This window comes from Roseibium salinum, from assembly GCF_026240905.1.
Lineage (GTDB): Bacteria > Pseudomonadota > Alphaproteobacteria > Rhizobiales > Stappiaceae > Roseibium > Roseibium salinum.
On the sequence record NZ_JAPEVI010000003.1, the window covers coordinates 2,811,376 to 2,835,841 of the forward strand.

Sequence of the window (24,466 nt, forward strand, 5' to 3'; positions counted from 1 at the left end):
GGGCTTCTCCTCAAATTTTCTATTTGCCGGTTACCTGAACCGGAGGCGCACCCGAACATCCTCCTTCGGGTGCAATAGATCGGTCACGGCGCGATCCGCTCGACAACACTGGGACGGTCGATGACGTCCGCCGCACGGCCGATCGTGTAGGCCTTGCGAACGGCAACCGCCGCCCGCTCCGCGTCTTCCTCGCTCCTGGCATGCACGATCGCCAGAGGAGCGTCCGCATCCACCGTGTTGCCGACGCCTGCCAGGCTGGAGAGGCCGACGGCGGGATCGATGACGTCGGCAGCCGCTTTCCGGCCGCCCCCGAGTTCCACCACGGCAACGCCGACGGCGCGGGCGTCAACGGCGGTGACCATGCCGTCGTGCTCGGCATAGACCGGTGCTTCGACAGGGGCCTTGGCAAGGTAGAGTTCGCTCTTTTCCATGAAGTCGGCCGGACCGCCCAGCGCATGAACCATCCGGGCGAACTTCTCGGCCGCCTTGCCGCTCTGGAAGGCCTGGCGCATCATCTCCGCGCCCGCCTCGGCGGTTGCTGCAATGCCGCCGGTGGCGAGCAACTCGCCACCCTGCGCCACCGTCACGTCCCAAAGGCGATTGTCGATGGCACGGCCTTTCAGGAAATCGACTGCGTTCTGCACTTCAAGCGCGTTGCCGGCCGCGGAAGCCAGCGGCTCGTTCATGTCTGTCAGCAGCGCCGTCGTCCTGAGCCCGGCCCCGTTGGCAACCAGCACGAGGCTTTCGGCCAGAGCGCGCGCTTCCTCGAGTGTCGCCATGAAGGCGCCCGTGCCCCATTTGACGTCCAGCACAAGGCCCTGGAGCCCCGCCGCCAGCTTCTTCGACAGGATCGAGGCGGTGATCAGGTCGATGCTTTCCACGGTGCCGGTCACGTCGCGGATGGCATAAAAGCGCTTGTCGGCCGGGGCCAGGTTGCCGGTCTGCCCGATCACCGCGCAGCCGATGTCCTTGACGACCTTCTTGAACAGCACGTTGTCCGGCTGGGTCTGATAGCCCGGAATGCTGTCGAACTTGTCGAGCGTGCCGCCGGTATGGCCAAGGCCGCGCCCGGAAATCATCGGCACGGCCGCCCCGCAGGCGGCAAGCGCCGGTGCCAGCATCAGGGACACGTTGTCCCCGACGCCGCCGGTGGAATGCTTGTCCAGCACCGGTGCGTCGATGCCGGACCAGTCCATGACATCGCCGCTGTCGCGCATGGCCAGCGTCAGGGCAACCCGTTCGTCAACGCTCAAGCCCCTGAAGAAGATCGCCATGGCCAGCGCGGAGACCTGGCCCTCGGTGACCGAACCGTCGGCAAGGCCGTTGACGAAGAAGGCGATTTCCCGTGCGTCGAGCGTTCCGCCGTCGCGTTTCTTGCGGATAAGTTCTTGCGGCAGCATTCTTCAGTATCCCTGGTTCGCCGTCGGCTGCTTGCCTTCGATCGTGCCGATCAGCGCGTCCAGAAGACCGCTGGCACCAAAGCGGAACGTCGAGGCGGCGACCCAATTGCGGCCCATGATCTTGTCCGCCGACATCAGATAGGAAATCGCCTCTTCGGTCGTTCTGATACCGCCAGCCGCCTTGAACCCGATGACACGTTCCGGATTTTCCCGGCGCGCCTCCTCAATGGCCGTCAGCATGATTTCCGCCGCTTCCAGCGTCGCGTTGACCGGGACCTTGCCCGTGGAGGTCTTGAGGAAGTCGGCTCCGGCGGTGATCGCCACATTGGAGGCGGCGTGGATCAGCAGCGCATCCTTGATCTCGCCCGTCTCCAGAATGACCTTCAAGATGGCCGGATCCGGGATGGCTTCCTTGACGCGGATGATCTGCTCCTCCGCAAAGCCCTTCCTGCCGGAGACGAGGGCCCTGTAGGCCATCACCATGTCGATCTCGTCGGCGCCGTCGGCGATCGCCTGCCGGGTTTCGGCGACGACCGCGTCCGTATCTTCGCCGCCATCTGGGAAATTCACCACGGTTGCGACCTTTACACCGGTGCCTTTCAGCTCCTTCACCGCCTGGGCGACGAAGCGGGGCCAGACACAGACCGCGGCTACCGAGCCGTGATCCGTCACGGACCGGCCGGTCAGAGCGGTAATGTCTTCGGCCGTGCAGTCATCGTTCAGATTGGTAAGGTCAACGAGCCCGAGGGCGCGTCTTGCGTTTTCGATCAAGTCGCTCATTGGCCGATCTCCTTCACAAATGCCCTTACCAGCTCTTTCATGCGCTCCATGCCCTGGAGGGCCACCGATTTCGTTTCGTCGTGAGACAACGCGTGGGTCTGCATGCCTGCACCGTAATTGGTGATAATCGACAGGGCGGCAACCCTCAGTCCCATGAAACGGGCCATGACAACTTCCGGCACGGTGGACATGCCGACCGCATCGGCGCCGAGGAGCTTGGCCATGCGGATTTCCGCCGGCGTCTCGAAGGACGGGCCGGAGAACCACATGTAGACGCCATCGGCGATCGGGTCGCCGGTTTCCGCGGCCACCTTGTGCATGATGTCCCGCAGTTCGGGATCATAGGCGGTGCTCATGTCGAGGAAGCGCCTTTCGTCCTCTTCGCCGATCAGCGGGTTCTTGCCCGACCAGTTGATGTGATCGGAGATCAGCATCGGCGAGCCCGGCGCCACTTCCTGACGCAACGAACCGGCCGCATTTGTCGCCAGCAGGATCTCGCAGCCGAGTTCCTTCAGGGTCTCGACCGGTGTGCGCATGACGCTCGGGTCACCGCTTTCGTAGTAGTGGGCGCGGCCGGACAGGATCACCACCGGAACGCCCGCCAGTGTTCCGGCGACCAGCTCGCTGGAGTGTGAGGTCACTGTCGAGACGGGGAATTCTGTCAGATGCGCATAGGGAATGCGCACCGCATCCTCGATTTCCTCGGCCAGTGCACCGAGACCGGAGCCGAGGATCATGCCAATCTTGTACGTGCCCTCCCGGGCAGCACGGACGATATCCGCGCATTCACGGCCGTAACCACTCATCGTGGGTCAGTCCTTCTTGTATTCGAGTTCAAAGGCCGCGGGCAGCAGTTCGTCCATCGTGAAGCTGCGCCGGATACCTTTCAGATCCGCGACATGGACGACGAGATCGTCCGTGCCGAATTCCTTGAGCCGCTGGCGGCACATGCCGCAGGGTGTGCACAGCGCGGCGTCGCCGACAACCACCCCCTCGGCGATTTCCCGGTATCCGGCCGCGATCATGGCACTGACGGCCCCGCCCTCGGCGCACACGCTCACCGGATAGGAGGCGTTTTCCACGTTGCAGCCGGTGAAGACCGTGCCGTCCGGCGTGCGCAGGGCCGCGCCGACCAGGAAGTTCGAATAGGGCGCATAGGCGTGTTCGCGCACCGCCCTGGCAGCCTCGAACAAGGCATTCAGGTCGCTCATGAACGCTCCTTCACATAAGGGATGCCCGCTGCCTTCGGCGGTGTCGCCTTGCCGATGAAGCCGGCAAGCAGGATGACGGTGAGAATATAGGGCAGTGCCTGGAAAAACTGCACCGGCACTTCGCCGATGCCCGGGATTTCCTGGCCCTGCATGCGGATGGCGATCGCGTCGAGGAAGCCGAACAGCAGGCAGGTCAGCATTGCGCTGGCGGGGCGCCACTTGGCGAAGATCAGGGCGGCAAGGGCGATGAAGCCTTTGCCCGCGGTCATGTTCACGCCGAAGCCCGCGCCCTGGGCGATGGACAGATAGGCCCCGGCGAAGCCGCAAAGGGCTCCGCAGCCGACCACTGCCCGGTAGCGCAGCCACGTAACCGAGATCCCGGCCGTATCCACCGCCGCCGGGCTTTCACCCACGGCCCGCAGGCGCAGGCCGAAGCGGGTGCGGAACAGCACCCACCAGGTGAGCGGGACCGCAAGGAAGGCCGCATAGACCAGGATGTTGTGGCCGGACAGAAGCTCGCTGTAGATCGGCCCGATCACCGGGATCCCGCGCATCTCCTCTGCAAAGGGCCAGACGATGTCCCGGAACCGCCCGCCTTCCGGCAAGGCCGGCGTGCGCCCGCCCTGGCGGAACCAGGTCTGGCCAAGCAGCGCCGTCAGGCCGGCCGCCAGGAAGTTGATCGCGACACCGGAGACGATCTGGTTGCCGCGGTTGGTGATCGAGGCAAAGCCGTGCACCAGTCCGAGACCGACGGATACGCCAATGCCAGCCAGAAGGCCGAGCCAGGCATTTGCGGTGAGATAGGCAACGGTTCCGGCCCCGAAGGCGGCCCCGAGCATCTTGCCTTCCAGGCCGATGTCGACGACGCCCGAACGTTCCGAATAAAGCCCGGCAAGACAGGCCAGCAGCAGCGGCGTCGACAGGCGGACGGTGGAGTCGAGGATCAGGATCAGCGTCTCGAACATGATCACGCCTCCTTGGCCATCAATGCCCGCGAGGGCGTAAAGAACCGGCCTATCGCCGGCCGGAACATATGTTCCAGTGCGCCGGCAAACAGGATGACGAGGCCCTGGATGACGATGATCATGTCACGGGTGATATTGGGCATCTCGAAGGACAGCTCCGCCCCGCCCTGGTAGAGCATGCCGAACAGGACGGCCGCCAGGACGATGCCGACCGGATGCGCGCGGCCCATCAGGGCGACCGCGATGCCGACGAAGCCGTAGCCGGTCACGAAATCGATCAGGAGCCGGTGCTGGGACCCCATGATCTCGTTGATCGCCATCATGCCCGCCAGGCCGCCGGAAATCAGCATGGTGAGGACGATGGTTCGCACCGGCGAAATGCCGGCATAGACGGCAGCGCTCGCGTTGGCGCCGTATGAGCGGATCTCGAAGCCGAGCTTCGTGCGCCAGATCAGCAGCCAGACGAGAACGCAGGCCGCAAGCGCGACGAACAGCGACAGGTTGACCGGCGCATATCCGAAGCCGAAGGACGGGAAGATGTCGTTCAGGAAAGGCAGCCGGCCGCCCTCCTCGAAGGTCCGTGTTTCCGACTGCATGGACCCCGGCTTCTTCAGCACGTTGTTGAGCAGATAGACCATCAGCGACGAGGCGATGAAGTTGAACATGATCGTGGTGATCACCACGTGGCTGCCGCGGGTCGCCTGCAGCCAGGCCGGAATGAGCGCCCAGGCCGCGCCCATCAGCGCCGAGCCGAGGATCGCGAACGGCAGCGTGACGTACCACGGCACGAACCGGTCCAGCGCCAGACAGGCGAAGGCAACGCCCAGACCGCCCAGGTAGGCCTGGCCCTCGCCGCCGATGTTGAACAGGCCGGCGTGGAAAGCCACGGCGACGGCAAGGCCGGTGAAGATGAAGTTGGTGGCGTAGAACAGCGTGAAACCGATGCCTTCGCCATAGCCGAGCGATCCCCAGACCAGGACTTCGACGGCCTTGAGCGGGTTCTCGCCGATCAGGACTACGACCAGCCCGGAGACCAGGAAAGCCGCGGCCAGGTTCAGGAGCGGGATCAGGCCGTAATCGACCCATCGCGGGAGCTGGCCGGCACTCATATGGCAACTCCTTGAGCTTGCGCGACGCGCTTTTCGTCTTCGATGCCGGCCATGAGCAGGCCGAGCTCCCCTTCATCCGCGTCGGCGCCCCGTTCGCCGACGATCCTGCCGTCGAACATCACGAGCACCCGGTCGGAAAGGGCGCGGATTTCATCGAGTTCCACGGAGACGAGCAGGATCCCCTTGCCCGCGTCGCGCAGCTCGACGAGCCGGCGGTGGATGAATTCGATGGCGCCGATGTCGACGCCGCGGGTCGGCTGGCCGACCAGCAGCACGTCCGGGTCACGCTCGATCTCGCGCGCCAGAACGATCTTCTGCTGGTTGCCGCCCGAGAAATTGGCGGTCTTGAGCATCTCGTTGGGAGGACGGATGTCGTATTTCCCGATTTGCGCGGCTGCGCTTTTGCGGATCGCGCCGAGATCCATCAAGAGGCCCTTCGAATAGGCCGGATCGCGGTGATGGCCGAGAATGGAATTCTCGTATTCGGCGAAACTGTTGATCAGGCCCATCCGGTGCCTGTCTTCGGGAACATGGCCCAGGCTCTTGGCACGCATGTCCGCCGCATCCAGCGTTGCCGTGCCGAGATCGATGGTCTCGCCGTTGATCTTCAACGTGCCGCCGGTTGCCCGGCGAATGCCGGACAGCGTTTCCAGGAGCTCCGACTGGCCGTTGCCGGAAACGCCGGCAATGCCGACGATCTCGCCGGCCCGGACGGTGAAGCTCACATCCTTGACCACCTTGACGCCGCGGCTGTCGGTGATGTTCAGGTTTTCCACTTCCAGCACGGGCGCCTTGGGCTGCGCAGGCTTCTTGTCGACGCGCAGAAGAACGCTGCGGCCGACCATCAGCTCGGCCAGTTCTTCCCTGGAGGTGCTCTTGGTCTCGCGGGTTGCGACCATCTCGCCGCGGCGCATCACGGAGACGGTGTCGGTCACCGCCATGATCTCGCGCAGCTTGTGGGTGATCAGCAGCACCGTCTTGCCCTCGTTCTTGAGGACCTCGAGGATCTTGAACAGGTGATCGGCTTCCGGCGGGGTCAGCACGCCGGTCGGCTCGTCCAGGATCAGAACCTCGGCGCTGCGGTAAAGCGCCTTGAGGATTTCCACCCGCTGCTGCAGACCGACGGGAAGGTCCTGGATCAGGGCATCGGGGTCGACGCGCAGCTCGTATTCCTCTTCCAGGCGCTTCAGTTCGGCCCGGGCCCGGTTGAGCCCGCCTGCCAGCAGCGCGCTGTCTTCGGCGCCCAGAACGACATTTTCCAGAACCGTGAAATTGTCGACCAGCATGAAGTGCTGGTGAACCATGCCGATGCCCAGGCCGATGGCGGCCTTGGAATCGGCAATGGTGACCGTTTTGCCGTCTACGAGGATGTCGCCGTTATCGGCGTGGTAGAAACCGTAGAGAATGGACATGAGCGTCGATTTACCCGCTCCGTTCTCGCCGATGATCCCGTGAATCGACCCCTTCTTCACCACAAGGTCGATGTCCTTGTTGGCGTGAACCGGGCCGAAGCTCTTGTTGATCCTGCGCAGCTCGATTGCCGGCGTTTCGCTCATGCCTTCCCCCGGGCCTGACGGTCTTTGTTCTTCATCGTGTTTCTCCTCGCCCCGCTGGGTCCCACTGGCGCCTTTGCTCAGAAAGGACAGGGACCATCGGCGACGACATCGTGAACCGAGATCGTTCCGTCCGAGATGCCCTTGACGGCCGCATCCGCCGCCGCCTTCATTTCCGGCGTGATGAGATCCCTGTTGTTGTCATCCAGAACCCAGTCCATGCCGCCTTCGGCAAGGCCCAGCACCTGGACGCCCGGTTCGAACGATCCGTTCCGGGCGGACTGGAAGCTGTCATAGACGGCATTGTCGACGCGCTTGCGGATCGAGGTCAGGACTTTGCCGGGATGGATGCCGTTCTGGTTGCTGTCCGTGCCGATGCCGAGCACGCCGGCATCGCTTGCTGCCTGGAGCACGCCAAGGCCGGTGCCGCCCGCCGCCTGGATGACGACGTCCGCACCCTGCTGGATCTGGCTGGTGGCCAGTTCGGCCCCGCGCGCCGGATCCGTAAAGGCCGCCGGAGTGTCGCCGGCCATGTTGTAGAGAACCTTGATGCCCGGATCGGCCGCCAGGGCGCCCTGCTTGTAGCCGCACAGGAACCGGTGAATGATCGGGATATCCATGCCGCCGACAAAACCGATGGTCCCGCTTTCCGAGGCCATGGCTCCGAGCAGGCCGCCGATATAGGCGCCTTCCTGTTCCTTGAAGACGTAAGAGCGGACATTGGGCTGGTCGACGACCATGTCGACAATGGCAAAATCGGTGTTCGGGAACTCCGGCGCCACCTGATCGAGGGCGTTCGCCTGGTTGAACCCGATTGCAACAACCGGCGTGTAGCCCCGGCCGGCGAAGTTGCGCAGTGCCTGCAGGCTCTGGGCATCCCGTTCCAGCTCGAATTCGCGAACGCTGACGCCGGTTTCCTCCTGGACCCGCTTCACGCCGGCATAGGCGCTTTCATTGAAGGAACCGTCGAACTTGCCGCCGACCGAGTAAACGATCGCCGGTTCGGCAAGGGCTGCGGTCGCGCCGACACCGGCTGCAAATGCCGCGGCAAGCACACCTGACTTGAAACGGGTCATGCGGTCCCTCTCAACGCTGGTCGTCTGGATATGGAGTTCGTTCAGAGCATTCCGGAAAAGAGATGTCCGCACGCCGAAGCGGGATGCTCCGGCGCGCGGATGTCAAAACCGGCTGCCTTACTTCGGGCAGGACTGGTCGGACATGTAGTCGTGAACGACGATCTCGCCGGAGATGATTTTCTGGGTGGCGTCTTCGACGGCCGCCTTCATTTCATCGGTGACAAGTTCCGCGTTGTGGTCGTCCAACGCCCAGTCGACGCCGCCTTCCTTCAGGCCAAGCACTTCGAAACCGGAGGACCAGTTATCGTTCTTGGCGTCTTCGAAGGCCGAGTAAACGGCAATGTCGACGCGCTTGAGCATGGAGGTCAGAACCGAGCCCGGATGCAGGCCGTTCTGGTTGCTGTCGACGCCGATGCCGAGCTTGCCGGCATCGGCGGCAGCCTGCAGGACACCGATGCCGGTGCCGCCCGCCGCGTGATAGACGACATCGGCGCCGCGGTCGAACTGGGACTTGGCCAGTTCGCCGCCCTTGACCGGGTCGTTCCAGGCCGCGCCGGTGGTGCCGGTCATGTTCTCAAACACTTCAGCGTTCTCGTCGACCGCTGCAACCCCCTGCTTGTAGCCGCAGGCGAACTTGCTGATCAGCGGAATGTCCATGCCGCCGACAAAGCCGACCTTGCCGGTCTCGGAAGCCATCGCGGCCAGCATGCCGACGATGTAGGAGCCTTCATGCTCCTTGAACAGGATGGAGCGCACGTTCGGCAGGTTCACGACCATGTCGACGATCGCAAACTGGGTGTCCGGGAATTCCTTGGCCACCTTTTCCACCGCGTTGGCCTGGGAGAAGCCGATGGCGACGATCGGGTTCATGCCGCGTTTGGCAAAATTGCGCAGCGCCTGCTCGCGCTGGCTGTCGTTCTGGATTTCGAAATCCCGGTATTCGATACCGGTGTCTTCCTTGAACTTTTCCGCGCCGTTATAGGCGGCCTCGTTGAACGACTTGTCGAAGCGGCCGCCGAGATCGTAAAGCACTGCCGGCTGAATTTCAGCCGCCGCCGCACCCACGATAGAGAAAGCCAGTCCGGCAAGCGCGGTGCCGATGGTTAGAAGCTTTTTCACGTTTATGTCCTCCGACATGCGAGGCCAGCCCTATGGCCGGCCCGTTTCCCCTCGTGGCCCAGCCGCTTCAAGCGGTCTGCGCCAGCTGCAATCCGGCCCGGGTGCTCAAAGCCCTCGCAAGGGTCTCATCGGTCACCAGGTCGGTAATGACACCGGTGCGCAGTGCAGCAAGCGTGGCGTCCACCTTGCTTTCCCCACCCACCAGCGCAATCACTCTGGCCCCGCGCACTTCATCGAAGTGCAGCCCGACGGCGCAATCGCCGAGCGGGTCCGGAGCGAGTTTTCCTTCAATCGTCAAAAAGCGGCCCATCAGGTCACAGACGGCGCCGCGGGACAGCAACCCCTCCTGCTCCTGTTTCGAAATCATGCCGCGCTGGACCAGATGCCCTTCGTTCTCCACCGATCCAATACCGATCAGGAACGAGTCCGACCAGCGCGCGCGGGCCATGAGATCCTGCACGCTCCGCTGGGTCAGGAACATCGACTTTTCGTCCTGGTTTTCGGCAAAATAAGGTACGGGCAGGTAGTAGCCGATCCCCCCTGTGCGCTCCTGCATCTTCTGGACGATGTCATAGGGGTTGGCGGCCAGGGTCCGGGTCAGCGAGCCGCAGATGGACATGATTTCAAGATCGGGACGGCTGATTTTCGGCAGCGCTTCAACCGCTGCGGTGAGCGTGCGCCCCATGCCGACACCAAGGCGGGTGACATTCGACCCGCTCAGGAGGCCCGTCAGGAACTGCGATGCGGAAGCGGCGACGGCCCGCAACGCGCTGTCATCGTCTCCGCCGCCGAGGTCCGGCGCGATGATGCAGTTGCTCAGGTGAAAATGCTGGCTGAGTTCCTTTTCCAGCTGCAGGCATTCCATCGGCCGGCCATCGACCTGGAACTTGACGTAGCCGGCCTTCTGCGCATGGGCGATCAGGCGGTGCACCTTTGCCGGCGACACGCCGAGCTGAGAGGCGATCTCCCCTTGCGTGCGGCCGCCCACGAACGACAGCCAGGCCGCCCGGATGGCCATATATGATGTCCAGTCGTCGTCGCGTGTCTGCATCCCGCGTCGAAACCTTCCCCTCCGATGGCCGGTCCGTGTTGCACGATACCGCCATGTGCGCCTTGCTCCGTCCCGAAGCTTATATTCTTGCGCAAGCGCTCCAATCGGCGCGCGCGAAAAATTCTTCATCCAGTGAGAATTTCTTCAGATCATGACGAGCCAGATGCCTGGCGTCAACCAAAAAAGCTGCCGGCTTTCAGACTCGCCGGCGCATTTTCGGGCAGAAAGAAATTTTAACTCATCCGCACGTCACTAGGAACTTTTTGCCGCCAATCCCGTAATAGTGATGGAACCCCGGAAAAAATTGCCTGGTAACCCGGCAAATAATGCCTATCTGTGGAGAAAATGCACTGCGTGCGCGTGCAGCTTTGCCTGGCATTGCTGTTTAAGGTATCTTTGGCATGTGGATTGCTAAGTAAATTCACAAGTTCACCCAAGGCATTCGCCAGTTCCTAGTTAAGAATGACAAGGAAACGAAAAGATAAGAAAGTAAGTAGCAAACTAAAAAGGGGAGACGTGACAACCCAGCCGCAAGGCTGACGTTAGGAGAAAAAAATGCGTCTCGACATAAGCAACCTCTGTGCACCGACAGCCGTAAGAATGCTGTCTCTCATCGCTGCGGCCTTCCTACTTGCCGCACCCTCCGCGGCCCGGGACTTCCGCCCGGCTCTGCTCGCGACAATGCAATACACCTACAATCCGGCCAACGAAGTGGACGTCGAACTCGTCCTGGCCGTCGACATCTCCCAATCCATGGATACGGACGAACAGGAAGTTCAGCGCGCCGGCTACATCGCCGCCCTGACCTCCCGGGATTTCCTTGACGCCATCGAAGTCGGTCCGATCGGACGGGTTGCGGTTGCCTATATGGAATGGGGCGGTGTCGACGAGCATTTCATCGTTGCCGACTGGACAGTGATCCAGGACGAGACCTCCGCGGCCCATTTTGCCTCCAAGATCGCGGAAGCCCCGCTCCGGCAGGTGCAGCGCACGTCGATCGCATCGGCCCTGAAAAAGTCCGTCGATCTGGTTCAGAACAACCAGTACGAAGGCCTGCGCCAGGTCATCGACATCTCAGGCGACGGACCGAACAACCAGGGCGGTTCCGTCACGGAAATGCGCGACCGCATGGTCGATGCGGGTGTGACCATAAACGGTCTGCCGCTGATGATGAAGTCGAACAAGAATACCTGGCAGGCAATGCTCGAGCTCGATCACTACTACGAAGACTGCGTGATCGGCGGTCCGGGTTCCTTCGCCATCCCCGTGCGGTCCAAGGAAGGCTTTGCCGACGCGATCCGCATGAAGCTGGTGATGGAAATTGCCGGCCTGCGGATGCCCGAGTCCGATCCGCTCATCCGGAAAGTCGCCGGGCGCGAACCGATCCGCTGCAACCTCTTCGACTGAGCTGTCACGTTCTCCTCTCCCGACTTGAGCCGCGTTCTCCCGGAACGCGGCTCTTTTCTTGTCCGCAAACGGCATCATTTTCCGGCCATGTGTCGCTAAAGAGGCTCAACGGCCTTTGCGCCGTCCGGTCTTTGAGGCTAATACCAGTTATCGTCGATTCCGATCCATCCGTTGGACCACACCATCAATGTCAGCCACGCCCATTCTCGCACTCGTTGCTCACGATGCCAAAAAGGACGCCATGGTGGAGTTCGCCAGGCGCCACAAGGACAAGCTGTCGGCCTTCGATCTCGTTGCAACGGGCACAACGGGCGGACGCATTCAGGATGCCTGCCCCGATCTCAATATCACCCGGCTGAAAAGCGGCCCGCTTGGCGGCGACCAGCAGATCGGCGCGATGATCGCCGACGGCAAGCTGCAGGGATTGTTCTTCTTCGTCGATCCGCTGTCGCCGATGCCGCATGACGTCGACGTGAAAGCGCTGATGCGCCTGGCGGTCGTTTACGACATGCCGATGGCGCTCAATCCCGCCACCGCCGACATTCTACTGCGCTCCGCCCGGCTCGCCGGCCTGAAGACAACCTCCACGACCCCGGAAGTGGGCAATTATTCGTCATGAGTTTATCCGCAAATCCCAAGTCCTTCGCCTATCCTGTTCTGGTTGCCGATATCGGCGGCACCAATGCCCGCTTCGCCCTGGTCGACAACACCGATGCGCCGACGCGGATGTGCGGCAAGACCGCAACCGCCGACCACCCCGACATTTCGTCCGCCATCCGCACCGCGGTTTTCCCGGAAACGGATATCAAGCCCCGCACCGCCATCATCGCGGTCGCCGGTCCGGTGACCGGTGACATCATTCCGCTCACCAATGCCGCGTGGGTGATCGAGCCGTTGAAGATGATCGCCGGCCTGGGCCTGGAAGAAGTCATCGTCCTCAACGATTTCGAGGCACAGGCCCTTGCCCTTCCCGGCTATGGCGGCGGCGATATCGAGCAGGTGGGGACCGGCACCGCCCGGCAGGCCAGCGCCAAGTTCGTTCTCGGCCCCGGCACCGGCCTGGGCGCGGCCGCGATGATCTACGCGTCCGAGACCTGGGTTCCCGTTCCCGGCGAAGGCGGACATGTCGAACTCGGTCCCGTCACTCCGGAGGATTTCGAACTCTGGCCGCATATCGAGAGATATCACGGCCGCGTCGGCGCCGAGCAGCTCCTCAGCGGAACGGGCCTGCCCCGCCTTGCCCGCGCCGTCACCAGCTACATGAAGGCGGAGCGCCAGTTCGACACGCCGGCCAGCATCACCATGGCCGCCGACGACAACGACCCGGTCGCGGTCAAGATCCTGGAAGTCTTTGCCCGCGGCCTCGGCCGCGTCGCGGGCGACTTCGCGCTCACGGTCCTTGCCCGCGGTGGGGTCTACCTTACCGGTGGCATCACGCCGCGCATTACCCGTTTCCTGACCGACGGCGGCTTCAGAGCCGCCTTCGAGGCCAAGGCGCCGCACGAGGCCCTGATGGCCAAGATCCCGACATTCATCGTCCGCCATCCGGACCCCGCGCTTGAGGGCCTTGCCTCCTTTGCCCGGGCACCCGATGCCTTTGCCGTCGACATGCAGGGCCGCCAATGGGTGGGTGCGGCGTCGGTCGCCTGATGACGGCTGCCCCGGACTTCGGGTCGCCGCTTCCCATCGACGGCGTCCTGCCGGAGCTGCTCCGGACGCTGGAGACCCATGCCAACGCGGTGCTGGTCGCCGAGCCGGGCGCGGGCAAGACCACGCGTGTTCCCCTTGCTCTGCTCGGCGCGGACTGGCGGCAGGACGGCAAGATCCTGGTCCTGGAGCCCCGGCGGCTCGCGGCCCGCGCGGCCGCCCGGCGCATGGCGAGCCAGCTCGGCGAGAAGGTGGGCGAAACCGTCGGCTACCGGGTGCGCATGGAGACCAGGGTCAGCGCGGCAACCCGCATCGAAGTCATCACCGAAGGGGTGTTCACCCGGCTCATTCTGGACGATCCGGAACTGACCGGCACTGCCGCCGTGCTCTTCGACGAGTTCCACGAACGCTCTCTCGACGGCGACCTCGGCCTGGCGCTTGCGCTCGATGTGCAGTCGGCTCTGCGCGAGGACCTTCGCCTTCTGCCCATGTCCGCGACACTGGACGCGGCCGGCATCTCCAGGCTGCTCGGCGACGCGCCGGTGATCGAAAGCAAGGGCCGGAGCTTTCCGGTCGAGACCCGCTATCTCGGCCGGGCGCCGAATGAGCGGATCGAGCCGCAGATCGTCCGTGCGGTGCGCCAGGCGGTTGACGAGGAGACCGGATCCCTGCTGGTCTTCCTGCCGGGCCAGGGCGAGATCAGGCGCACCGCCGACCTCCTGTCCGGCAAGCTGCCCGCCGACTGCCAGATCGCGCCGCTTTATGGCGGCCTTGATGCCAGGGCCCAGGACGAAGCGATCCGGCCTGCCCCCGAAGGCACGCGGAAGATCGTTCTGGCGAGTGCGATCGCGCAGACCTCGCTGACGATCGAGGGCGTCAGGGTGGTCATCGACAGCGGCCTGGCACGGGTGCCAAGATACGAGCCGCAAACGGGGCTGACCCGGCTGGAAACCGTCCGGGTGTCCAGGGCCTCCGCCGATCAGCGCCGCGGCCGCGCGGGCCGGACGGAGCCCGGCATCTGTTACCGTCTCTGGGACGAAGCGCAGACCGCGGCCCTGCCCCGGGCGGAAGCACCGGAAATCCTTGAGGCCGATCTCACCGGCCTGGTTCTCGACCTTGCCGCATGGGGCACGCTGGATCCGGACGCGCTTTCCTTCCCCAACCCGCCTCCCCGGGCCGCCTGGACGGAGGCCAGGTCGCTCCTGCAGGATCTCCATGCCCTCGATGCGGCCGGCCGCCTGACCGGGCAGGGCAAGGCCCTCGCCAGGCTGCCGCTTCATCCCCGTCTGGCGCACATGGTCCTGGAGGGGACGGAACGGGATCTCGGCCCCACCGCCGCCCTGATCGCCCTTGTTCTCTCCGAGCCCGGACTGGGCGGCCGCGATCCGGATCTTCGCGTCCGGCTGCAGGCCCTGCGAAACGACAGAAGCCAGCGCGCCAGGGACGGCCGCGCCCTTGCGGAGCGCTGGCTGAAACAGGCCGGAGGCTCGGGATCGAAAATCGATACCGAAAGCGCCGGCCTGCTGCTTGCCCTCGCCTATCCGGACCGGGTGGCGCAGGCGCGCGGGCAGACCGGGCGCTTCCGTCTTGCCAACGGCAGGGGAGCGGAGCTGGAGCCCGAACACGCGCTGGCGCGGGACCCGTTCCTGACGGTTGCCGACATCCAGGGCAAGGCCGCCACGGGGCGCATCCAGCTCTGCGCGCCGATCTTAAGGGCTGAGATCGAGGACCTGTTTGCAGCCGATATCGTCGAGGAAGACGAGGTCCAGCTCACCGGCGAGGGCGCTCTGAAAGCCCGCCGGGTGACGCGGTACAAGGCGGTGGAACTGCAATCGGTGCCGATCCGCTCGGCTGACCCTGAAGCTGTCGAGAGAGCCCTGATCGCCGAAATCCGCCGGCGCGGCGTCGCGCGCCTTGCCTGGAGCAAGGACCAGCAGCGCTTGCGCAGACGCGTGGCCTACGCGCGCGAAAACGGCTCCGAAGACTTGCCGGACCTTTCCGATGCCGCGCTGAGCGAAAGCCTTGAAGCCTGGCTGCAGCCGTTTCTGGCCGGCTGCAGCAGCCTCGCGGCGATCGACGCGGGCGTGCTCGGCAATGCGCTGGCAGCTCTCCTGCCCTATGACGCCAATGCCCGGCTCGACGAGCTTGCCCCCTCGCATTTCACCGCGCCGACGGGAAGCAGGGTGCCGATCGACTATGGCGCCACCGCCGGACCGACCCTGTCGATCCGCGTCCAGGAGCTTTTCGGGCTGAAGGAACATCCGAGCGTCTGTGGCGGCAGACTGCCGCTCATCCTGGAACTGCTGTCACCGGCGCAGCGGCCGATCCAGATCACCAGGGACCTGCCCGGCTTCTGGGCCGGCTCCTGGGCGGACGTCAAGGCGGACATGAAGGGCCGTTATCCAAAACACCCCTGGCCGGACGATCCCACCGCTGCGGAGGCGACGAGGCGGGCGAAGCCGCGGGGGAAATAGCAAAGCGACACAACCTTGCCGCAATACAAAAGCACAGGCGGCGGGCAAAGCGGTGCTGCCGTGAACTCCCCTCCCCCTTGTGGGGAGGGGCCGGGGGTGGGGGTATGCAGCGCCCGCATGAATCACGGTTTCGCCGTCTACCCCCATCCCTAACCCTTCCCCACAAGGGGGAAGGGGACTACGCCGAGGACCGGGCGAATTCTCAGGTACTTCGTTTATTCTATCGAGAATGCAGCAAAGCAAAAAAACGGGATGAGAGCGCCGGGATCTTGTTGCCCCATTGCGCGGCTTGCGCCGCTCACTCTCATCCCAGGGCCTTCCCCGCAAGGGGGAAGGGACTGAGGCCGGTTCGGGTCTGGTCCCGGCCTTCTGGTTCAGTGGATCAATCGTCCGACGCCGCCACGAGGCTGGCATTGCCGCCGGCGGCGGCGGTGTTGATCGAGACCACCTGCTCCAGCGCGAAGCGGGTGAGATAGGCCGGGCCGCCGGCCTTCGGGCCGGTTCCGGAAAGCCCGGAGCCGCCGAACGGCTGGGTGCCGACCACCGCGCCGATGGTGTTGCGGTTGACATAGACGTTGCCGACCGAAAGCCGGTCGACGACCTTCTTGACCGTCGCATCGATCCGGCTGTGAACGCCGAGCGTCAATCCGTATCCGGTCGCCGCGATCTGGTTGAGGACGGCGTCGATGTCCTTGGCCTTGTAGCGCACCACATGCAGGACCGGGCCGAAGACTTCGCGCGTCAGCGCCTCCGCCTTGTCCAGTTCGATGATATGCGGCGCGACCCAGGAGCCGTTTCGAAGCGGGCCGGACGGTGCCGGGCCGGCATAGCGCAGGGTCTGGCTCTCCTTCATGTCGTCGACATGGGAGAGGATGCCGTCACGCGCTTCCTCGTCGATCACCGGGCCGATATCCGTGGACGGCAGACGCGGGTCGCCCAGCTTCAGTTCCTTCGCCGCGCCTTCCAGCATCTGGAGCAGACCGTCCGCAACGTCTTCCTGCACGTAAAGCAGGCGCAGGGCCGAGCAGCGCTGGCCGGCGGAGCGAAAGGCCGACATCATGACGTCGTCGCAGACCTGTTCCGGCAGCGCCGTCGCATCGACCAGCATGGCGTTGATGCCGCCGGTTTCCGCGATCAGCGGAACGATCGGGCCGCGTTTTGCGGCTAGCGTGCCGTTGATGGCCCAGGCCGTTTCCGTGGAGCCGGTGAAGGCAACACCCGCGACGGCGGGATGCGACGTCAGGGCCGCGCCGATATCGCCTTCCCCGGGAAGGAGGAAGAAGGCGTTTTCCGGAACGCCGGCCTGATACATCAGTTTCGCCGTCTCATGGGCAATCAGCGGTGTCTGCTCCGCCGGCTTGGCGACAACGGCGTTGCCCGCAAGCAGCGCGGCGCTGATCTGGCCCAGAAAGATCGCCAGCGGGAAGTTCCACGGAGAGATGCACACGAAGACGCCGCGGCCGCGATAGCGGTAGCGGTTTTCCTCGCCGGTCGGGCCGGGCATAAGACGGCCTTCGCCGAAGAGGGTGCGGGCCTCATGGGCGTAGTACCGGCAGAAGTCGACCGCTTCGCGGATTTCGGCAATGCCGTCGGTCAGGCACTTGCCCCCTTCCAGCGACATGATCGTCATGAGCCGGTCGCTGTTCTCTTCCAGAAGATCGGCGACCCTGTCCATGACGGCGGCCCGCTCGTGGACGGGAATGCGGGACCAGCTTTCAAAGCCCTTCTGCGCGGTTTCGATCGCCTTGCGGGCGGTGTCCTTGTCCGCAAACCGGACAGTGCCGACCTTCGTGCTGCCGTCCATCGGCGAAAACACCGGATTGGCGTCTCCGCCACGGGACAGGCCGGCACCGAGGGGATGGGCCTCGACAAAAGCTTCCACCTTGTTCATTCCTTCGACCAATGCATTGCGTTCGGCCGCACAGCCGAATTCGAGCCCGGCCGAGTTCTGCCGGCTTTCACCGTAAAGATCCTTCGGCAGCGGAATGGAGCGGTTGACCGAATGATGGCCGTTGTCGAGGATCTCGGCCGGCCGCTTGAGCATCTGCTCGGCCGACACGGACGCATCGCCGACAATGGTCACGAAGGACGAGTTGGCACCGTTTTCGAGCAGGCGGCGGACGAGATAGGCCAGAAGGTCCTTGTGCCCGCCGACCGGGGCATAGATGCGGCAGGGAAAGCCGTCCCGCTCGCAGATGGCTTTATAGAGGCTCTCGCCCATGCCATGCAGGCGCTGGAACTCGTAGCCTTCCGCCTTGCCGCCGGCCATTTCGATGATCTGCGCAACCGTCAGGGCGTTGTGGGTGGCAAATTGCGGATAAAGCACGTCGCGCGCCGCCAGCATGCGCTTGGCGCAGCAGATGTAGGAAAGGTCCGTCGCCGCCTTGCGGGTGAAGACCGGGTAGCCTTCGGCGCCGTTCTCCTGGGCGTGCTTGATTTCCGTGTCCCAATAGGCGCCCTTCACGAGACGCACCATCATCTTGCGGCCGGTCTTGCGCGCCGCGTTCACCAGCCAGTCGATCACGTGAATGCCGCGCTTCTGGTAGGCCTGCACGGCCAGGCCGAAGCCGTCCCAGCCGTCCGTCACCGGATCGTCCAGGAGAGCGGCAACGACATCCAGCGAGATTTCCAGGCGATCGGCTTCTTCGGCATCGATGGTGAAATTGAGATTGCGGTCCTTGGCCATCTGCGCCAGTTCGCGCAGCTTGGGCAGCAGTTCGGTGCGCACCCGCTCGCCGTTGACCGCCTGGTAGCGCGGGTGAAGCGCGGACAGTTTGACGGAAATGCCCGGCCGGTCCGGCAGCGGCTTGCTGCCCGCCGACTTGCCGATCGCGTCGATCGCATTGGCATAGGACTGGAAGTAGCGTTCCGCATCCCGGGCCGTGCGCGCGCCCTCGCCCAGCATGTCGTAGGAATAGCGGTAGCCTTTGGCTTCCTGGTTCTTCGCCCGCTCCAGCGCCTTGTGAATGGTCTCGCCGAGCACGAACTGGTGGCCGAGCAGCCGCATTGCTTTGCGGGTGGCCATGCGCACGGTGGGCATGCCCATCCGCTTGACGAGGCTGGACAGAACGCTTTGCGGCGTGTCGCCCGGATGCAGCAACCGCGAGGTCACGCCCAGGGCCCAGGAAGATGCGGACACGAGCCAGGTGTCCGACTTGTGGCCGGAAGGATCGTCGAAACGGGCGGCGGCGAGCTTGTCCTCGATCAGCTTGTCCGCCGTCTTGGCATCAGGCACGCGCAGGAGGGCTTCGGCGAGGACCATCATCGCCAGACCTTCCCGGGTCGTGAGGCCGAATTCGCGCATGAAGTCTTCCACGCCGCCCAGGCCGACCTGAACCGAGCGCATATCGCCGATATAACCGCGTGCCCGCTTGTCGATCAGCTTTTCGACCACGGGGTCGGTCTTCATTTCCCTCAGCAGTGCCTCGACGACCGTCCTGTCATCCGGCGCATAGGCAGCGCGGAACGGCTCGAGAACCACATTTTCGACCTTTGTCATGGCGGCAACGGTTGCAGTCATGAACACCTCCCAAAAGGCCACAGCGGGCCGGACCATTAGATTTCGCTAGGATAGCGCAGTTTCATGGCCGCTTTTCCCTATTTTTTGCCGCTTTGCTGGGCTATTATCTTGTCAAACTCGGATTTTTAGAGAAAAGCACTATGCTTGACGCGATTGATCGGCGAATTCTGAAGGTCCTGCAGGAGGATGGCCGGATAACCAACACGGACCTGTCCGAACGGGTGAGCCTTTCCGCGACGGCAACGGCCGAACGCATGAAGCGGCTAGTCCGGGAAGGCTACATCGAACACTTCTCTGCCAGCCTCAATCCGAAGAAGGTCGATCGCGGCCTGCTGGTCTTCGTCGAGATCCGGCTGGACAGAACGTCGCCGGAAATCTTCGACGCCTTCAAGGTCGCGGTCGAACGCTCGACCGATATCCTGGAGTGCCACATGGTCGCCGGCGGGTTCGACTATCTGATGAAGAGCCGCGTCAAGGACATGGAAGCCTACCGTGCTTTCCTGTCGGATGTGGTTCTTGCCCTGCCGGGGGTCCGGGAAACCCACACCTATGCGGTGATGGAAGAGATCAAGGACACGCATATTCTCCCGGTGTAGATCTCTGAAAATCTCATCCCGAGAAGCGAGCTTGCTCGCGTGTGGAAGGATGAGGATGATCACAAACCGTTGTATTGACCGTGTCGTGCCGCCCGGGCGAGGGACAAGGGACAGGAATTAGGGGGAGACGACATGATCAGACTGCTTGCTGCCGGATTCAGCCTCTTAGCAACGGTTCTGGGGCCGTTGGGCGCATCGGCGCAGGACAGCGACTGGCAAAACGTCCTTGATGAGGCCAGGGGCCAGACGGTCTATTTCCATGCCTGGGGCGGCGAGCCGCGCATCAATGCCTATATCCAGTGGGCCGCCCGCGAAGTGGAGCAGGAGCACGGCGTCCGGGTCGTGCATGTGAAGGTCAGCGACACTGCGATGGTGGTGTCGCAGGTGCTGACGGAAAAATCCGTCGGCAAGACCTCCGGCGGCAGCGTCGATCTCATCTGGATCAACGGCGAGAACTTTGCCTCCATGAAGGAAAACGGTCTTCTTGCCGCGCCGGGCTGGGCCGAAACCCTTCCGAACTGGCAGTATGTGGACGTGGAGAACAAGCCGACGGTCACCGTGGATTTCACGGTGCCGACGGATGGCCAGGAAAGCCCGTGGGGCATGGCCAAGCTCGTTTTCATGTATGACAGCGCTCACCTGGAGACGCCGCCCGCGACCCTGGCAGACATGCTTGCCGTCGCCAGAAAAACCCCCGGCCGTTTCACCTATCCGCAGCCGCCGAATTTCCACGGCACGACATTTCTGAAACAAATCCTGGCAACCGTCGTGGAGAACGCGGACCTCCTTTCCAGGCCGGTAGATCCAGCTGCCTTCGAAACGGTCACCGCACCGCTCTTCACCTATCTCGACGCATTGCACCCCTTCTCTGGCGCCAGGGCAAGGCCTTCCCGAAGGATGCCGCCCACATGCGCCAGCTGCTGGCGGACGGGGAACTGGACATCGCCTTTACCTTCAACCCGGGTGACGCCTCGGCGGCCATCGCCAATGGCGAACTGCCCCCGAGCGTGCGCAGCTTCGTCCTCGACGGCGGGACGATCGGCAACACGCATTTCGTCGCCATCCCCTTCAACAGTTCCAACCAGGAAGGCGCAAAGGTCCTTGCCGACTTCCTGCTGTCTCCGCTGGCCCAGTCCCGCAAGCAGTCGCCCGAATTCTGGGGGGACCCGACGGTCCTGAAGGTGGATGCCCTGCCGGAAAACGAAAAGGCCCTGTTCGACGCGCTTGATCTCGGCCCGGCAACGCTCACTCCCGAAGAGCTGGGACCGGTGCTGCCCGAACCGCACCCGAGCTGGGTGAACGCGCTCGAAAAAGCCTGGGCGGAGCGCTACGGCGCACAGTGAGGCCGCCCTTGAAGACAACCGGCGGCATTCCGGACATTCCCACCGTGCTGGTCACGGTCCTGCTGGCGGGCCCGGTTCTGGCCGGCCTTGCCGGCACCGCCGCGCCGGCTTTTGGTTATTTCCCGGCCCTCGGCTACGACACCCTTTCCCTCGCCCCCTTCCGGCAGCTTGTCGCCATGCCGGGACTGGCCGATTCCGTTCTCCTGAGCATCGGCACGGGTCTTTCCGCCTCGATCCTGTCGCTGGCGATCGTCCTGGCCTTCGTGGCCGGGTGGTCCGGGACGCGGACGTTCCGGCGCCTGACACGGCTGCTGTCGCCGCTCCTGTCGGTGCCTCACGCGGCGGCCGCAATCGGGCTTGCCTTCCTGATCGCCCCGTCCGGATTTCTGGTCCGGCTGGTTTCGCCCTGGGCCACCGGCTGGACCCGGCCGCCGGATGTCCTGATTCTGAACGACCCCTACGGCATTGCCATGACGTTCGGGCTGGTGGCGAAGGAAGTGCCGTTTCTGTTCCTGATGACGCTCGCCGCGCTGAGCAGGCCTCACATCCAGGACTATTTCAAAGCCGGTGCCGGTCTTGGCTATGGCCGCATGGCGACGTTCTTCAAGATAATCCTGCCGCAGATCTATCCCTTGATCAGGCTGCCGGTGCTGGCGGTCATCGCCTTTGCAACATCGGTCGTGGACGTCGCGGAGATCCTGGGTCCGACCCTGCCCCAGCCCCTGGCACCCCGCCTGGTCGACTGGATGAACGATCCGGATCTGAGCATGCGCCTGACGGCCTCCGCCGGCGCGTTGCTGCAACTGGCCGTCAGCGCGGCGGCGTTGCTCGTCTACCTGGCTCTGGAAAGCCTCTTCACCGCGGCGATGCGCCGGCAGATTGCAAGCGGACGGCGGCGCCCGCGCGAGTTCTGGCGCAGGCGGTTCGCTCTTCTGCCGATGCTGGTCATTATTTCCGCCATGGCCCTTTCCCTGGTTCTGCTCGCTCTGTGGGCAAGCGCGAAATCCTGGTGGTTTCCCGCGGCTCTCCCGCAGAAATTCAGCCTGTCCCGCGCGCTGGAGACCTTGCATATGGGCAGTTCCAGCCTGGCTGCGACGCTCGTCATCGCCGCCGGCTCCGCCCTGATCGTCACCGCCCTGACACTCTGGCTGCTGGAGGCGCGCGACTTCCGGAAAAGACACGAGACGGGACGGTTGAAAGTGCTCGTCTTCCTGCCCCTGCTCATTCCCCAGATCGGTTTCCTCTTCGGGCTGCAGATGCTGTTCCTGCTGGCCGGTTTGAGCGGAACGCTGGCGGGTGTGCTGCTTGCCCACCTGATCTTCGTCTTTCCCTATGCCTTTCTTGCCCTGAGCGACCCGTGGAAGCGGCTCGACCCGCGCTATGCAAAGGCGGCCTATTCCGCGGGCGCCTCCAGGGCACGGGTCTTCTGGCACATCCGGCTGCCGCTGCTCCTGCGTCCGGTCCTGGTCACGTTTGCGGTTTCAATCGCGGTCTCCGTCGGCCAGTACCTGCCGACGCTGATGATCGGCGCGGGCCGGGTCGTCACCGTCACGACGGAGAGCGTTGCCCTGGCGAGCGGCGGCAGCCGGCCGGCCGCCGCGCTTTACGCCCTCCTGCAGCTTGTCATCCCGTTCATCGGATTCACCCTGGCCGTTCTCGTTCCCGCGCTCGTCTTCCGCAACCGGGCCGCGATGCGCCTGGAGCAGGCTGCCTTCAGATGAACTCAGATTGTTCGACAAACCGGAAAAACTTCGACATGCACTCTACCGATCCCGCATCCGGCCTTGTCCTTGAAGAGGTCGCCATCCGGCTTGATGGCAGGCTGCTTCTGGAAATCGATTGCGGGATCCGGCCGGGATCGGTGCTGACGATCATGGGGGAGAGCGGCAGCGGCAAATCCAGTCTGCTGGACTATGTTGCCGGGTTCCTGAATCCCGCTTTTGACGCGACCGGCCGCGTGGTGCTGGACGGCCGGAACCTGACGTCCCTGCCGGCGCAGGAGCGGCATATCGGGCTGATGTTCCAGGCCCCACTCCTGTTTCCGCATATGTCCGTGCTGCAGAACCTGATGTTTGCCATCCCCGCCAGCGTGAAAGACCGGCAGCGGCGGAGAGAAATGGCCGAGCAGGCGCTGGAGGATGTCGGCCTCGGCGGTTTCGGCCCCCGGGATCCTGCAACGCTCTCGGGCGGGCAGCAGACGCGGGTGGCGCTGATGCGTACGCTGCTTGCCGAACCGAGGGCCCTGCTGCTGGACGAGCCGTTTTCCAGCCTCGACCGCAGCCGCCGGGCGGATGTGCGCAGCCTGGTGTTCGATCTTGCCAGGCAGAAGCAACTGCCCGTCCTGCTCGTCACCCATGACGAGGAGGACGCCGAGGCAGCCGGCGAGATGATCCACCGGCTGGAAAACGGGACATGCTGACTTGTGTCGGCAGAGGGGCCTATTCGGCCATGTCGGCCGATTTGGCCTGAAGAAGGCAATAGTTGTCGATGCCGATCCGCTCGATCAGGCCGAGCTCGGTTTCCAGGAAATCGATGTGGCTTTCCTCGTCGGCAAGGAGCTGCTCGAACAGTTTCATGGAAATATAGTCGCCAAGCTCACGGCAGACTTCGCGCGCTTCATGATAGAGAGCCCGGGCGACATATTCGGCCGCCAGATCCCCTTCCAGGCACTCCTTCACCGACTGACCGATGCGCAGCGGATCGAGGGTCTGAAGGTTCGGGAGTCCTTCCAGGAAGATGATCCGGTCCATCAGGTCCTGGGCATGCTGCCGCTCTTCGTCGGCCTCTTCCAGTTCCTTGGCCGCCAGTTTTCCGAACCCCCAATCGGCCAGCAGACGGGCATGCAGCCAGTACTGGTTGACGGCGGTCAGCTCATGACGCAGAGCCTTGTTGAGATACTCTATGACGCGCGGTTCGCCTTTCATGGGGCCTCCAGTTTTAGCCGCCGGCCGCCCGTTTGACCGGCGCCGGCAACGGCTGTTCTTCGATCGCCTCTTCAGAGCCTTTTTGGTGGATTATGTCAATCACCGAAGCAAAACAACCGCCGCATCTCGGCCGGCATCCCAAATGGCGGAAGACTGCTCCGGGCGTCGGCACCTTGCCATTCGGATCCGCACGCATCTCCGACGCGGCTTCGCGAAGCTGCTTGTCAGACAGGACATTACAGGAGCATATGATCATTACAGGTTCCGGACCGCGTCTCTTTATACGGACAT

At 63.9% G+C, this 24,466-nt stretch carries 20 protein-coding genes and 1 pseudogene; 8 read left to right on the forward strand and 13 right to left on the reverse strand.

The genetic code is table 11. The features are described from left to right. Positions 1-83: 83 nt before the first annotated feature. The 10 genes from deoA to ON753_RS17610 all read right to left on the reverse strand — a co-directional run bounded on the left by deoA (position 84) and on the right by ON753_RS17610 (position 10,264). Positions 84-1,400: a thymidine phosphorylase gene (gene deoA, locus ON753_RS17565; protein ID WP_265963957.1), complete on the reverse strand. Its 1,317-nt coding sequence runs from the start codon at positions 1,398-1,400 to the stop codon at positions 84-86. A gap of 3 nt (positions 1,401-1,403) precedes the next feature. Beyond that, positions 1,404-2,180, reverse strand: coding sequence for a deoxyribose-phosphate aldolase (gene deoC / locus ON753_RS17570; protein WP_265963959.1), 777 nt, complete (start codon positions 2,178-2,180; stop codon positions 1,404-1,406). Beyond that, positions 2,177-2,986, reverse strand: a complete 810-nt coding sequence (locus ON753_RS17575; RefSeq protein WP_265963961.1) for a purine-nucleoside phosphorylase — start codon at positions 2,984-2,986, stop codon at positions 2,177-2,179. The genes deoC and ON753_RS17575 overlap by 4 nt, the downstream gene beginning before the upstream one ends. Positions 2,987-2,992: 6 nt before the next feature. Further along, a complete protein-coding gene (locus tag ON753_RS17580) occupies positions 2,993-3,391 on the reverse strand; it encodes a cytidine deaminase (RefSeq protein WP_265963962.1) in 399 nt (132 codons plus the stop codon). After that, positions 3,388-4,356, reverse strand: a complete 969-nt coding sequence (locus tag ON753_RS17585) for an ABC transporter permease (protein WP_265963964.1) — start codon at positions 4,354-4,356, stop codon at positions 3,388-3,390. The genes ON753_RS17580 and ON753_RS17585 overlap by 4 nt, the downstream gene beginning before the upstream one ends. Before the next feature lie 2 nt (positions 4,357-4,358). Next, the gene (locus tag ON753_RS17590; protein ID WP_265963966.1) at positions 4,359-5,465 is read right to left on the reverse strand and encodes an ABC transporter permease; all 1,107 of its coding nucleotides are present in this window, start codon (positions 5,463-5,465) and stop codon (positions 4,359-4,361) included. Then, complete coding sequence (locus ON753_RS17595) at positions 5,462-7,021, reverse strand: ABC transporter ATP-binding protein (RefSeq protein ID WP_265963968.1); 1,560 nt, start codon at positions 7,019-7,021, stop codon at positions 5,462-5,464. The genes ON753_RS17590 and ON753_RS17595 overlap by 4 nt, the downstream gene beginning before the upstream one ends. Before the next feature lie 77 nt (positions 7,022-7,098). Next, entirely contained in the window at positions 7,099-8,094 is a 996-nt protein-coding gene (locus ON753_RS17600) for a BMP family lipoprotein (RefSeq protein ID WP_265963970.1), read from the reverse strand. 117 nt (positions 8,095-8,211) lie between these two features. Next, complete coding sequence (locus ON753_RS17605) at positions 8,212-9,213, reverse strand: BMP family lipoprotein (protein ID WP_265963972.1); 1,002 nt, start codon at positions 9,211-9,213, stop codon at positions 8,212-8,214. Positions 9,214-9,280: 67 nt separating this feature from the next. Continuing rightward, positions 9,281-10,264 carry a sugar-binding transcriptional regulator gene (locus ON753_RS17610; RefSeq protein WP_265963974.1) on the reverse strand — a complete coding sequence of 328 codons (984 nt, stop codon included), beginning with the start codon at positions 10,262-10,264 and terminating at the stop codon, positions 9,281-9,283. A 555-nt stretch (positions 10,265-10,819) separates the two neighbouring features. On the opposite strand from ON753_RS17610, the gene ON753_RS17615 reads away from it, so the two are divergent. From ON753_RS17615 to hrpB, 4 genes are all read left to right on the forward strand, one after another. Beyond that, on the forward strand, positions 10,820-11,671 hold the full coding sequence (locus tag ON753_RS17615; protein WP_265963977.1) for a DUF1194 domain-containing protein: 852 nt from the start codon (positions 10,820-10,822) through the stop codon (positions 11,669-11,671). Between the two features lie 187 nt (positions 11,672-11,858). Next, positions 11,859-12,290: a methylglyoxal synthase gene (locus tag ON753_RS17620; protein ID WP_265963979.1), complete on the forward strand. Its 432-nt coding sequence runs from the start codon at positions 11,859-11,861 to the stop codon at positions 12,288-12,290. Continuing rightward, a complete protein-coding gene (gene glk / locus ON753_RS17625) occupies positions 12,287-13,321 on the forward strand; it encodes a glucokinase (RefSeq protein WP_265963981.1) in 1,035 nt (344 codons plus the stop codon). The genes ON753_RS17620 and glk overlap by 4 nt, the downstream gene beginning before the upstream one ends. Continuing rightward, entirely contained in the window at positions 13,321-15,792 is a 2,472-nt protein-coding gene (hrpB, locus tag ON753_RS17630) for an ATP-dependent helicase HrpB (protein WP_265963983.1), read from the forward strand. Before glk ends, hrpB begins: the two co-directional genes overlap by 1 nt. 382 nt (positions 15,793-16,174) lie before the next feature. Here the strand turns inward: hrpB and putA are convergent, their stop codons facing one another. Further along, a complete protein-coding gene (gene putA, locus ON753_RS17635) occupies positions 16,175-19,312 on the reverse strand; it encodes a bifunctional proline dehydrogenase/L-glutamate gamma-semialdehyde dehydrogenase PutA (RefSeq protein WP_265963985.1) in 3,138 nt (1,045 codons plus the stop codon). A 140-nt stretch (positions 19,313-19,452) separates the two neighbouring features. Here putA and ON753_RS17640 point away from each other — a divergent pair, with 140 nt between their 5' ends. The 4 genes and pseudogenes from ON753_RS17640 to ON753_RS17655 all read left to right on the forward strand — a co-directional run bounded on the left by ON753_RS17640 (position 19,453) and on the right by ON753_RS17655 (position 23,670). Beyond that, positions 19,453-19,908: a winged helix-turn-helix transcriptional regulator gene (locus ON753_RS17640; RefSeq protein ID WP_265963987.1), complete on the forward strand. Its 456-nt coding sequence runs from the start codon at positions 19,453-19,455 to the stop codon at positions 19,906-19,908. Between the two features lie 132 nt (positions 19,909-20,040). Further along, positions 20,041-21,251 (forward strand): annotated as a pseudogene (locus ON753_RS17645) (ABC transporter substrate-binding protein). Between the two features lie 8 nt (positions 21,252-21,259). After that, a complete protein-coding gene (locus ON753_RS17650) occupies positions 21,260-22,972 on the forward strand; it encodes an ABC transporter permease (protein ID WP_265963989.1) in 1,713 nt (570 codons plus the stop codon). 35 nt (positions 22,973-23,007) lie between these two features. Then, the gene (locus ON753_RS17655) at positions 23,008-23,670 is read left to right on the forward strand and encodes an ATP-binding cassette domain-containing protein (RefSeq protein ID WP_265963991.1); all 663 of its coding nucleotides are present in this window, start codon (positions 23,008-23,010) and stop codon (positions 23,668-23,670) included. 19 nt (positions 23,671-23,689) lie between these two features. On the opposite strand, the gene bfr is transcribed toward ON753_RS17655, so the two are convergent. After that, the gene (bfr, locus tag ON753_RS17660; RefSeq protein WP_265963993.1) at positions 23,690-24,175 is read right to left on the reverse strand and encodes a bacterioferritin; all 486 of its coding nucleotides are present in this window, start codon (positions 24,173-24,175) and stop codon (positions 23,690-23,692) included. Positions 24,176-24,188: 13 nt separating this feature from the next. Next, positions 24,189-24,431 carry a (2Fe-2S)-binding protein gene (locus tag ON753_RS17665; RefSeq protein ID WP_265967193.1) on the reverse strand — a complete coding sequence of 81 codons (243 nt, stop codon included), beginning with the start codon at positions 24,429-24,431 and terminating at the stop codon, positions 24,189-24,191. Positions 24,432-24,466: the final 35 nt, after the last annotated feature.